At 71.1% G+C, this 11,406-nt stretch carries 9 protein-coding genes; 3 read left to right on the top strand and 6 right to left on the bottom strand.

Features of this window, described 5'->3' with window-relative positions:
- Window positions 1–68 precede the first annotated feature (68 nt).
- Window positions 69–935, top strand: coding sequence for an acyl-CoA thioesterase (locus J4H92_RS13110; RefSeq protein ID WP_208098644.1), 867 nt, complete (start codon window positions 69–71; stop codon window positions 933–935).
- A gap of 22 nt (window positions 936–957) precedes the next feature.
- Here the strand turns inward: J4H92_RS13110 and holA are convergent, their stop codons facing one another.
- From holA to J4H92_RS13125, 3 genes are all read right to left on the bottom strand, one after another.
- Window positions 958–1,965, bottom strand: coding sequence for a DNA polymerase III subunit delta (gene holA / locus J4H92_RS13115; RefSeq protein ID WP_208098645.1), 1,008 nt, complete (start codon window positions 1,963–1,965; stop codon window positions 958–960).
- A 99-nt stretch (window positions 1,966–2,064) separates the two neighbouring features.
- On the bottom strand, window positions 2,065–4,515 hold the full coding sequence (locus J4H92_RS13120; RefSeq protein WP_341783102.1) for a ComEC/Rec2 family competence protein: 2,451 nt from the start codon (window positions 4,513–4,515) through the stop codon (window positions 2,065–2,067).
- The gene (locus tag J4H92_RS13125; RefSeq protein ID WP_243752361.1) at window positions 4,512–5,324 is read right to left on the bottom strand and encodes a ComEA family DNA-binding protein; all 813 of its coding nucleotides are present in this window, start codon (window positions 5,322–5,324) and stop codon (window positions 4,512–4,514) included. The genes J4H92_RS13120 and J4H92_RS13125 overlap by 4 nt, the downstream gene beginning before the upstream one ends.
- A gap of 148 nt (window positions 5,325–5,472) precedes the next feature.
- Here J4H92_RS13125 and efeU point away from each other — a divergent pair, with 148 nt between their 5' ends.
- Both efeU and efeO read left to right on the top strand, forming a co-directional pair.
- The gene (gene efeU / locus J4H92_RS13130) at window positions 5,473–6,531 is read left to right on the top strand and encodes an iron uptake transporter permease EfeU (protein ID WP_341783103.1); all 1,059 of its coding nucleotides are present in this window, start codon (window positions 5,473–5,475) and stop codon (window positions 6,529–6,531) included.
- Window positions 6,528–7,808 carry an iron uptake system protein EfeO gene (efeO, locus tag J4H92_RS13135; protein ID WP_208098646.1) on the top strand — a complete coding sequence of 427 codons (1,281 nt, stop codon included), beginning with the start codon at window positions 6,528–6,530 and terminating at the stop codon, window positions 7,806–7,808. Before efeU ends, efeO begins: the two co-directional genes overlap by 4 nt.
- Before the next feature lie 270 nt (window positions 7,809–8,078).
- Here efeO and efeB read toward each other — a convergent pair whose 3' ends face one another.
- From efeB to J4H92_RS13150, 3 genes are read right to left on the bottom strand one after another with little or no spacing between them, the layout of a single operon-like run.
- On the bottom strand, window positions 8,079–9,482 hold the full coding sequence (gene efeB, locus J4H92_RS13140; RefSeq protein ID WP_208098647.1) for an iron uptake transporter deferrochelatase/peroxidase subunit: 1,404 nt from the start codon (window positions 9,480–9,482) through the stop codon (window positions 8,079–8,081).
- Window positions 9,483–9,489: 7 nt separating this feature from the next.
- The gene (gene hemQ, locus J4H92_RS13145; RefSeq protein WP_208098648.1) at window positions 9,490–10,200 is read right to left on the bottom strand and encodes a hydrogen peroxide-dependent heme synthase; all 711 of its coding nucleotides are present in this window, start codon (window positions 10,198–10,200) and stop codon (window positions 9,490–9,492) included.
- Between the two features lie 22 nt (window positions 10,201–10,222).
- Window positions 10,223–11,329, bottom strand: coding sequence for a ferrochelatase (locus J4H92_RS13150; RefSeq protein ID WP_208098649.1), 1,107 nt, complete (start codon window positions 11,327–11,329; stop codon window positions 10,223–10,225).
- Between the last annotated feature and the right edge of the window lie 77 nt (window positions 11,330–11,406).

Raw genomic sequence — 11,406 nt, forward strand, 5'->3', positions numbered from 1 at the left:
ACCGGCGAAGAGCGGCAGGCGCGGGATCGCTCCGACGGTCCTCGCCCAGATTCCCACCAGGAGGCGCCATGACCGGATCGACCGACCTGTCAGCGATGCTCGCGATCGTCGACTCGGACGCCCGCACCCACGACGACATCTTCACCGGTCCGCCGCTCTCCACGCCGCACGGGCGGGCGTTCGGCGGACAGGTGCTGGGCCAGGCGCTCGCGGCCGCCGGCGTGACCGCGCCGGAGGGGCGCGAACTGCATTCGATGCACGGCTATTTCCTGCGCCCCGGTGACTCCGAGCAGCGGATGACCTTCGAGGTCGCCCGGCTGCACGACGGCCGCTCGTTCTCGACCAGGCGGGCGCAGGCCTACCAGCGCGGAGAGGTGCTCATGTCGTTGATCGCCTCGTTTCAGACGCCGAGCGAGGGACTCGAGCATCAGGAGGCCTTCGATGTCGCGTCGATCGCCCAGCCCGAGGACCTGCCGACCGTCTGGGAGCTCTACGGCCACCTGGCGGACGGCGGGCGCGCGTCGTGGATGCTGAACCGGCCGTTCGACTTCCGCTACGTCGAGTCGGACTCCATGCTCCGCGTCGACGAGCCGAAGGCCAGTCAGCGGGTGTGGCTGCGGAGCCGGGACACGTTCGAGGGGAACCAGCTCCAGCACTCGGCGGCGCTGGCCTTCGCCAGCGACTACATGCTCGTCGAACCGATTCTGCGCCGCCACGGAATTCCTTGGGCCACTCCGGGCCTGCGGGCGGCCAGCCTCGATCACGCGATGTGGTTCCACCATCCGTTCCGCGTCGACGACTGGCTGCTCTACTCGCTGGAGACCCCCACCTCGCAGGGGGGCAGGGGGCTCACCTTCGGCCGCTTCCACGACCGTTCCGGCAGGCTGGTCGCGAGCGTCGCCCAGGAGGCGATGGTGCGTCGCCCAGAGGGGTGAGACGCGGGGTCGGCCCCCGCGCTCAGCGTCCGCGGCGCGCGATGAAGAGCACGTAGCGCTCGAGCGCGTATTCGGGGTCGCGGCTGCCGCCCTTGAGCAGCCACTCGGTCTGCGCGCCGAGGTCGACGGCGCGAGCGAGGTCGGCCTCCCGCCAGCCCCTGGTCTCCCGCTGCGCCCGCTCGACCTGCCAGGGGGCCATGCCGAACGTCTTGGCCAGTTCGCCGGCGCTCCCTCGCGCCGCGAACACCCGGGCCATCGCTCGGACCTTCATGTTGAGCGCGGCCAGGAGCGGGATGGCGTCCGTTCCGGTGAGCAGAGCCTGCCTGAGGAGGAACAGCGCATCCGCGACGTTGCCCGCCGTCGCGGCGTCCGCCACCTTGAACGCACCGGCCTCGACGCGCCCCTCCGTGGCGCGCTCGACGTCCTCCTCGCTCAGCCGCTGGCCCCGGTCCGAGACGAGCTGCCCGATCGCCCCCGCCAGCTCGCCGAGATCGCCGGCGTAGGCGGCGACGAGCGCGCGGGCCCCGGCCGGTGACAGCTGCGCGCCCAACCGGCGCAGCTCCGCCTGGGCGAACGCGAGGCGGTCGCCATCGCGCTTGATCTCGGCGCAGACGACCTCGACGGCTCCGAGGGCCAGTCCCGCCTCTCCGCGAACGGCGTCGAGCAGCCCTCTCCCCCGCTGTCCGCCCCCGTGCCGGAGGACCAGCGTGGTGCCCTCTGCGGCGTGCTCGAGATAGCGCTTGGCATCCGCGATGAAGGCGTCGCTCGCCTTCTCCACACCGTCGACCCGGATCAGGCGCGGCTCCGCGAAGAGCGACGGACTGGCGATCGTGAAGAGCTCTCCCGAGCCGTACGCCGCGGCCTCGATGTCGTGGATCTCGAGCGCCGGATCCTCCGCGCGCAGCGCATCGCGGATGGTCTGCGCCGTGCGATCCGCGAGGAACCGCTCGGGCCCGCTGATGAGCACGACGGGAGCGGGGCGCGCATCCCCGTACCCGAGTTGCGGGATCTTCGCCTTGCCTGCTGCCACGCTTCGAGTCTACGGCCCACCGCCGACGTCTGAACGCGGACGCCCCGCCCCTGGCGCAGCCGGAGAACCTCCGGCGTTGCGATCGGAGCGCCCCCGGATTCACGGTCGGGCCTCGCTCGCGTCGCCTTCCGCGCGTTCGACCCACGGTTCGAGTCCGCCGCCGGCCAGAGCCACGAGGGCGATCGACCCGTGCAGATCGGTGCGCAGCGGGCGCGCGCCGACGTCGACGAGCGCGGCCAGCGTCTCGGGAACCGGGTGCCCGTATCCGTTGCCCGTTCCGACCGACACCAGCGCCCATTCGGCGCCGACTGCGGCGGGCAGGCCCGGATCCTGGTCCCGGGAGCCGTGATGGGCGACCTTGATCACCTCGGCCGCGAGCTCCGTGCCGCTTCGCAGCAGCTCTCGTTGCTCCTCGGCCCCGGTGTCCCCGAGCAGCAGCACCCTCGCGCGTCCGACGGCCACCCGCATCACGAGGCTCGCCGAGTTGGTGTCGGGAGGCGCTCGACCCGCCGCCGGGGCCAGCACCTCCCATGCCGGCCCCGCCGCCCCGGAGGACCGCAGTCCCCGGCGGCCGATGCGGTAGGGGATCTGCGCAGCCTCGAGTCGCCGCACCACCTCCCGTCGAGCCGTCTCCTCTCCGCGCACGGCCGGCGCGATGAGCGCGGCATCGATGCGGTCGAGCAGCGCGGGCAGCGCCCCGACGTGGTCGCCGTCGTCGTGGCTCAGCACCGCGAGCGCGATCCGATCCACTCCGAAGCGCTCGAGACAGGCGCCGATCAGCGCGGGGTCGTCGCCGGTGTCGACCAGCATCACCTCGTCCGGCAGATCGGGATCGCGCAGGAGCAGGCCGTCGCCCTGCCCGACGTCGCAGGCGACCACCGCCCAATCGTGCGGCACGCTCAAGCGCGCCGCGCTCGGCGCGAGAAGCGTGATCGCCGCGATCGTGCCGAGCCCCAGGCCGGAGAGCGCGGTACTGGCGAGCCGCACGCGGAGGGGGACGTGCGGCGCGGCGCGCCAGGGCCGCCGGCGCGTCGCCCTCGCGCCTCCGGGCAGCCCGATGTGCCCGTGTCGGAGCGCCCAGGCGAGCAGCAGCGCAGTCTGACAGGCGACGAGCAGCAGCGCGCCGTTCCAGCCGCCGGGCCAGTGCCAGCGGCCCGCGGGCAGCTCCGCCGACACCCTCGCGGTCGCGGCGACCCAGCGGGCGGGCAGACCTGCGCAGAACAGCGCGACGTCTCCGAGCGCCGGAGCCGTCTGAAGGAGCAGGGCCGAGACGAGCCCCAGCCCGGTGCCGAGCGGCGCAGCCGGCGCGGCGATCGCATTGGCGACGACCCCGACCGCGGGGATCCCCGGCTGGAGCAGCAGGAGCAGCGGGCCGCAGGCGAGTTGCGCGGCCAGGGCCACCGAGACCGGAAGGGCGAATGCGGCGGGGAGCCGGACCAGACTGCGCAGGCGATCGGCGATGGGTGCGGCCATGAGCAGGATCCCGGCGGTCGCGACGACCGAGAGCGCGAATCCCGGCTGCAGCGCCTGCCAGGGATCCGCGAGAAGCAGCACGAGCATGGCCAGACCCAGCGCGGGCAGCGCATTCGCGCGCTTGCCGCCGAACCCCGAGACGAGGATCACCGCGGCCATCACCGCGGCCCGCTGCACGCTGGCGTCGGGGCCGACGACGGTGACGAACAGGCCCAGCGCGGCGGCGGCGAGAAGCGGGCGCAGCCGTCTCCCGGCCCCCAGTCCGGCGAGCACCCACGAGATAGCGCCGACCACGAGCGCGCAGTTCGCTCCGGAGACGGCGGTGAGGTGGGTCAGCGAGCTCGCGAGCATCGCCTCGTCGAGATCCTCGCTCACCAGCGAGGTGTCGCCCACTGCGAACCCCGGCACCAGCTCAGTCCCCGGCATCCGCTCGGCGGCGTTCCGCAATCCGGTGCGCAGCTCGGCCGCGAGACCCCCGAGCAGGGCGGACGGCCCTCCGCTTTCCCGTTCCCGGATCTCGTGTACGTCGACCCCGAAGCCCGCCGACGAGGCCGGTTCGAGGAGCTCGGGACTGCCCCGGGCCATGACCGCGGTGCCGGGAGCCCAACGCGGCCCCGGCCGGTCGTCGAGCCAGAGCAGCACGGGGATCCGGCCGCTCGGCGCGACCGCCTCCGCGCTCACCCACCAGCGCTCCCCGAAGCCCGCCGGAATCGGCTCGGGAAAACCGGTGAGGTCGGCTGCGAAGTCGACGGCGCGGCCCTGTGCGGCGGCACCGATCCAGCCCTGGTCCGCTCGCGCCTCCTCCTGCGAGGCGATCCTCGCTGCCGCGATCAGCAGCAGGGCGCAGGTCAGAAGGACCGCACCGGCCCATCCGGCGATCCTCTCTCGTGAGCGGCGCGTCAGGAGCAGCAGCACGACCGACCCCAGCGCCGCGGCGGCCGGTGCGATCCGATGCGCGGAGCCCGGCACGGTGATCGCCCAGGCGACGACCGCCCAGACCAGCGCGGCGGGCGCCAGCAGGCGCCAGGTGCCCGGCACCGGGCCGTCGAGACCGGCGTCCGGCGCGCCCCGGCTCACACGGTCACCGACTCTCGCAGGCTCTCGAAGGTCTTCTCCCCGATCCCCGAGACCTCCAGCAACTGCTCCACGCTGCCGAAGCCCCCATTCGCCTCCCGCCAGTCGATGATGCGCTGCGCGATCGCCGGTCCGACGCGCGGCAGCGTCTGCAGCGCAGCGGCGTCCGCGGTGTTCAGGTCGATCGGACCTCCGGCACGGTCCGCGGCCGCCGGATCGGGCGCGCCCCCGGGCGGCGCGCCCTTCGCCGCCGCATCCGCGTCCGGCACCACGATCTGCTCCCCGTCGACCACCTCGCGGGCGAGATTGACCCCGGCGAGTTCGGCCGCACGCCGGGCGCCCCCGGCCGCCTCGATCGCCTCCTCCACCCTCGATCCCGGCGCGAGCTCCACGACCCCGGGAGAGCGGACCTCCCCGACCACGTGCACGAAGACGCCGGGCGCGTTCTCGGGGAGGAGCGCGACGCCGTCGGGCTGCTCCGCGCCCTCCGTCCGCTCCGGATCCTCCGCTTCCGAGGACCCGAGCTCGTGCCGGCCCGGCTGCTCCGACGCCTCGAGCCCCGGGATTCCTCCCGACGACTGCACCGCGACGAGAACGACCGCGATCACCGTCGCCAGCAGGAAGAGTCCCCCGCCGACGAGCGCCGGCATGCGGACCGCGCGGATGACCCGCTCGCGGAATGTCGGCCGGGTCGCGAGGGAGATCGGATCCGGTCGATCAGCGGTGGGATCCGCGAGGCGCACGGGCTCGTTCCAGCGGTGAGACGCGTGGCGGCGGGGGCTCGTTACGGTGCGGGTCGAGGGGGTTCTCATCCCCCGACCGTATGCGGCGCGGAGAGCCCCGAAGCGGGGCGCAGGCGAATCTGTGGAGAGGCTTCGCCGGTCCCTCGGACGGGCTTTCCTGTGAGGGGCGATACTCCAACATCACATGCAATAAAGGTTCTGCTACCATTCATCTGATGTGTTTGATCGGATGATCGACGCGCAACCAGCTAACGGAAGTACGGACGTGTTCTTCGCCTCCTTTTTGATCGGCCTCCGCGAGGGCCTCGAAGCGGCACTCATCATCGGCATCCTCCTCGCCTACGTCGGCAAACTCGGCCGGGACGACGTGAAGCAGAAGATCTGGCTCGGGGTCTGGATCGCCGTGGGCCTCTCCCTCGCGCTCGGGGCGCTCTTCACCTTCGGCAGGTACGGGCTCAGCTTCACCGCCCAGGAGGTGATCGGCGGATCGATGTCCCTGCTCGCCGTCGCGATGGTCACCTGGATGGTGTTCTGGATGATGAACACCGGCAGCAAGCTGAAGGACGAACTGCAGACCGGGGTCGATCGCGCGCTGCTGATCGGATCGGGCTGGGCGATCTTCTGGCTGGCGTTCGTCTCCGTCGCGCGCGAGGGCATCGAGACGACGCTGATGCTGTGGGGCTGGGCGGGCAACCTCGTCGCCGCCGCCGGCGCGGTGGTCGGGATACTCATCGCCGTCGGCATCGGCTACCTGTTCAACCGGGGCATGCTGCGCATCAATCTCCGCGTCTTCTTCGCCTGGACCGGCACCTTCCTGATCATCGTCTCCGCCGGAGTGCTCGCCTACGGGATCCACGACCTCCAGGAGGCCGCCGTGCTGCCGGGCCCGTTCTCGGGGTCGCCGATCACCCCGACGAACTTCCGCACCGGGGAGGTGCTCACCGGATTCACCGACTCCCCCTTCTGGGCGGCCGCGTATCCGTTCGGGTGGGCCTTCAACCTCGAGCACGTGATCGAGCCGAGCGGCATGCTCGCGGCCTTCCTCAAGGGCACGGTCGGCTTCGTCCCCCTCATGAGCTGGCTCGAGGTCACCCTCTGGGCGCTCTACCTCGCCATCGTCTTCCCGTTCTTCATCCGCCAGGTGATCCGCGCGCGCAAGGAGGCGTCGGATCGCGCGAAAGGCGGGAAGAGCCGGGCTCACCAGACCCCGACGCCTCCGTCGGATCGCAGATCCGACGCCCTGGAGACGGCGGACGCACAACAAGGAGAAATATGAGAAAGAAACTGTTCGCTCTCACCGGACTCGCAGCGGCGAGCACCATGCTGCTCGCCGGTTGCGTGCAGAACCAGCCATCGAGCGAGGAGCCCTCGGGCAACGTCCTGACCGTCTCCTCGACCGCGGATGCGTGCGACGTCTCGGCGGCCACCGCCGAGAGCGGCAACGTCACCTTCACCATCGCGAACGACGGCGATCAGACGACCGAGTTCTACCTCCTCGGCGAAGACGGCCTGCGCATCGTCTCCGAGCGCGAGAACATCGCCCCGGGCTCCTCCGCGGATCTCTCCGTCTCGCTGCAGCCCGGAGACTACTTCACCGCGTGCAAGCCGGGCATGCGCGGCGCGAACATCGGCGAGGCCGCCTTCCAGGTCACCGGCGAGCCGATCGAGCTCACCGGCGAGGACCAGGAGCTGTTCGACCAGGTGGTCGTCGACTACATCAACTTCGTCAAGAACGAGATCGCCGAGCTCGTCCCCAACGTCGAGGAGTTCGCCCAGGCCTACATCGACGGCGACGACGACACCGCGCGCGAGCTCTACGCCGACATCCGCGTGAACTACGAGCGCATCGAGCCCGTGGCCGAGGCGCTCGGCGTGCTCGATCCCCGCATCGACTACCGCGAGATCGACTACCTCGCGGAGGCCGATCTCCTGGCGGAGGACGACCCCACGTTCACCGAGTGGCTCGGCTTCCACCGGATCGAGAAGGATCTCTGGGTTCCCGAGGACGACGCCGTGCAGCCCGACGGCGCGAGCGCCTGGGAGGACTGGGAGCCGTCGACCGACGAGCAGCGGAAGACGATCGGCGAGACGCTGATCAGCGACGTGAACGCCCTCTACGACGCGGTCCACGACGAGAACTTCATCGCCGACCAGCAGATCGACGTCGCCACGGTCTCGAACGGCGCCTCCTCGCTGCTCGAGGAGATCGCGGTCGGCAAGGTGACCGGCGAGGAGAACTGGTGGTCGCACTACGACCTGTGGGACTTCCAGGCCAACCTCGAGGGCTCCAGGATCGCCTTCGACCTCGTCGCTCCGATCGCGGAGCGCAAGGGCGCGGAGGGCACCGAGCTGGTCACGACCATCAACGCCGAGTTCGACGCGCTGCAGGCGCTGCTCGATCAGTACGGCAACCTCGATGACGGCTTCGTGCTGTACGACGAGGTGACCACCGAGCAGCAGAACGAGCTGGTCGACCAGATCAACGCGCTGCGCGAGCCGCTGTCGAAGCTCACCGGGACCGTCCTCGGCATCGAGGCTCCCGAGGAGGAGTAGCCGCCGGGTTCGAGTACGGGGGCGGGGCGCCGAGGCGCTCCGCCCCCGTCCGCGTCTCGGCGCAACGCGCCTCCCGGTCAGCGCGCGTCCGGATCCGCTCGGCCCGAGCCCGGCGTCCCGGTCAGCGCGCATCCCAGATGGGATCGGGATCGTCGAATGGGCGCGGGGTGCACCGCACGACTCGCGCCCATTCGACGAATGGCGTCCCGCTCACGGGGAGCGGACGGGGCTGCAGAGGATCCGCGCCGCGACGGTTCAGCTCGCGTCGAATCAGCCCGCCTCGAACAGCTGCTGCCCGACGTAGCCGCCCTCTGAGACGCCCGGCGGGATCAGGAACACCGACGAGGCCGTCGTCTTCAGATACTCGATGAACAGGTCGTCCCGAGCCATGTTCTTGTGCACGACGGAGAAGCGCTCGGGCGCGTTCACGAACGCGATGAAGAACAATCCGGCGTCGAGGCGCCCCTGGTCGTCGTTCCCGTCCGTGAAGTTGTAGCCGCGACGCAGCATGCGGATGCCGTCGTTGTTGCTCGGGTGCACGCGCGCCACGTGAGAGCGCTCGTCGATGAGCAGCGCGCCGGACGCATCCGTCGCCGCGAAATCCGGCTCGTCGAACTCGCCGCCGCCGGAGAGGGGGGCGCCGTCCCGCTTGTCGCGGCCGGTCACGCGCTCCTGCTCCCCCAGTTGCACGCCGTCCCAGACCTCGATCGTCATGGAGATGCGGCGGGCGATCAGATAGGTGCCGTTCACGGCCCAGTCGGGGCCCTGAGACTCTCCGATCCAGACGTGCTCCTCGAGCCGGTCGGGTTCCTCCGCCCGGATGTTGGCCGTGCCGTCCTTCTGCCCAAACAGGTTGCGCGGCGTGTCCTGAGAGGTCGAGGTCGACGAGGTGCGGCCGTAGCCGAGCTGCGACCACCGCAGCTGCGCGCGGCCGAAGGCGATCCTGGTGAGGTTGCGGATCGCGTGGACCGCGACCTTGGGGTCGTTCGCGCAGGCCTGGATGCACAGATCCCCCGCGGATCGCCCGCGGTCGATGAAGTCGTTGATCATCTTGGGCAGCTCGGTGAAGTGCTCGGGCAGCTGCGCGGCCAGCCCGAAGCGGTCCTCCCCCGCATCGGTCGAGAAGAGCGATCTGCCGAAGCCGATGGTCACGGTGAGCCCGGCGGGAGCGATGCCGGTGGCCTCCCCGGTGTCGTCAGGCGGCAGGTACGGACCGCCGTCGAAGGCCCCGCGTGCGCTGACGTCGAGCCCCTGCGTGATCCGGCTCGCCGCGTAGCTCCAGTCCTGCAGGAGCTCGATGAGATCATCGCGGCCCAGCCCCTCGCGGATGTCGAAGGCCGCGAAATGCAGGTGCTCCTGCTCCGGGGTGACGATCCCGGCCTGATGGGCGCCGGCGAAGGGATAGCTCAGTCCGGCTCCGGGCTCGCCGGAGGATCCGGTCGCCGCGACGACCGCGGCCGTCCCGGCCACGCCGATCGACGCGCCGGCCACACCGCCGCCGAGCAGCGCGAGCATCCCGCGACGGGAGAGCCCCCTCCCGACCGGGGATCCGGCGTTCTCCTGCGCTCCGGCCTCAGGCGCCGGGTCGGCGCCCGCCTCCGGCGCCGGGGCGCCCTGGGACCCGGAATCCTCACCCGGCGAGCGACTCGGCTCGGGCAGATCGTCCTCGCTCATCTCGCCGTCACACCAGCGCCCGGCGCAGCAGCGCCTCGGCGTCTCCGCGCGGGCCGGTGAAGAACGGCAGCTCCTCGCGCACGTGACGCCTCGCCTCCGTGGCGCGCAGTTCTCGCATCAGATCGACGATGCGCAGGAGGTCGTCGGCCTCGAAGGCGAGCAGCCATTCGTAGTCGCCCAGGGCGAACGAGGCCACCGTGTTCGCCAGGACGTCGCCGTAGTCGCGGGCGGCGGCTCCGTGCTCCCTCAGCAGCTCGCGGCGCTCCGCGTCGGGCAGCAGATACCACTCGTAGGAGCGCACGAAGGGATAGACGCAGAGATACCGCTTCGGCGCATCGCCCGCGAGGAAGGCCGGAACGTGTCCGCGGTTGAACTCGGCGGCGCGGTGGACGCCCACGTTCGACCAGACCGGCGCCAGGCGCGCCTCGCTGCGCTCGAGCAGCACGCGGTAGGCGCGCTGCAGCGTCTCGGGGACCGGCGCGTGGAGCCAGAGCAGCAGATCCGCGTCGGCGCGGAAGCCGGACACGTCGTACCATCCCCGGACGACCAGTCCGTCGATACCCGCGAGATCCTCGACGATCGACGCCACCGCCGATTCGCCCGGAGCCGGGACGCCCCGATGCTCCTGGAACACCGCGTACATCGTGTAGTTGACGGATGCGTTGATCGACTCCGCCACCGCCGAATGGTCGACGTGGGGCCGCTCCTGCTCGCTCATGCTGCTCCTCGATTCCCTCTGCTCAGTCCTGTGCTCCGGCGATCACCGGGATCCCGCTGACCTCGCCGTGACGCATCCGGCAGCTCCCGGGGGGCGCCACGTCGGGAAAGGCCCCGAGCACGCCGGCCGTCGGCGCCGGAACGGTCTCCCCGCGCTCGCGCGCGGCACGCTCGAGCACCAGGTCCACCAGGCCCGAGACGAAGGGCTCCCGAACGCTCGCGGTGCCGGCCCGCACGGCCCGCAGCCCGTGCTCCGTCGCGGTCTCCAGCGCCTCGATGTCGAGGTCGAACGCGACCTCCATGTGGTCCGAGATGAAGCCGATCGGGGCGATGATCGCCTTCTGCGCTCCGTCCGCGGCCAGCGCCTCGATGTGGTCGTTCACGTCGGGTTCGAGCCAGGGGACGCGCGGATCGCCCGAGCGGGAGCAGTAGGCGAGCGAGGAGACGAAGTCGGATCCGAGGCGTTCGCGGAGCGCCGTGTCGATCGATGCCCGCACGTCCTCGTGCTGCTCGCGGTAGCCGGGTCCGGTCACCGCCGAGGCGTCCTGCATCGTGTCGGGGATCGAATGGGTCACGTAGACGAGGCGGGCGCCGTCGAGACCGGCCGCCGCATCGCCGTCGCCGAGTTCCGAGGCCGCCTCGATGATGGCCTCGATGTTGGCCTGCACGAATCCGGGATCGTTGAAGAAGGGCCGCAGGATGTCGATCTCCGGGGCGTGATCTCCGAGAGCCGTCCGTGCGGCGGCGAGGTGCTCCCGGTACTGGCGGCTGCCCGAGTAGGAGGCGTAGGCGCTGGTGACGAGCACGAGGATCCGCTTGGCGCCGAAGGCGCTCGCATCGCGCAGCGTATCGACCGTGTAGGGATGCCAGTTCCGGTTGCCCCAGATGACGGGGAGGTCGAGGCCCCGCCTCTCGAACTCGGCGCGCAGCGCCGAGAGAAGCTCGAGATTCTGCTCGTTGATGGGGCTCTTGCCGCCGAAGCCGTAGTAGTGCTCGCCGACCTCCCTGAGCCGCTCCTCGGGGATGCCCTTGCCCCGCGTCACGTTCTGCAGGAAGGGGACGACGTCGCCGGTCTCGTTGGGGCCGCCGAAGGAGCAGATGAGCAGGGCGTCATAGGGTGTCGTCGACATACATCAGACGATACCTCACAGATCCTGTACATCAGATGAACAGGCAACGGTGAGCCGTCTCCGACTGCCGACGGGAG

It is taken from the genome of Leucobacter weissii (assembly GCF_017565745.1).
GTDB lineage: Bacteria > Actinomycetota > Actinomycetes > Actinomycetales > Microbacteriaceae > Leucobacter > Leucobacter weissii.

Coding starts and splice junctions, on each gene's coding strand:
- J4H92_RS13110 (WP_208098644.1), top strand. CDS start 69: ATGACCGGATCGACCGACCTGTCAGCGATGCTCGCGATCGTCGACTCG.
- J4H92_RS13125 (WP_243752361.1), bottom strand. CDS start 5,324: ATGAGAACCCCCTCGACCCGCACCGTAACGAGCCCCCGCCGCCACGCG.
- efeO (WP_208098646.1), top strand. CDS start 6,528: ATGAGAAAGAAACTGTTCGCTCTCACCGGACTCGCAGCGGCGAGCACC.
- efeB (WP_208098647.1), bottom strand. CDS start 9,482: ATGAGCGAGGACGATCTGCCCGAGCCGAGTCGCTCGCCGGGTGAGGAT.
- hemQ (WP_208098648.1), bottom strand. CDS start 10,200: ATGAGCGAGCAGGAGCGGCCCCACGTCGACCATTCGGCGGTGGCGGAG.
- J4H92_RS13150 (WP_208098649.1), bottom strand. CDS start 11,329: ATGTCGACGACACCCTATGACGCCCTGCTCATCTGCTCCTTCGGCGGC.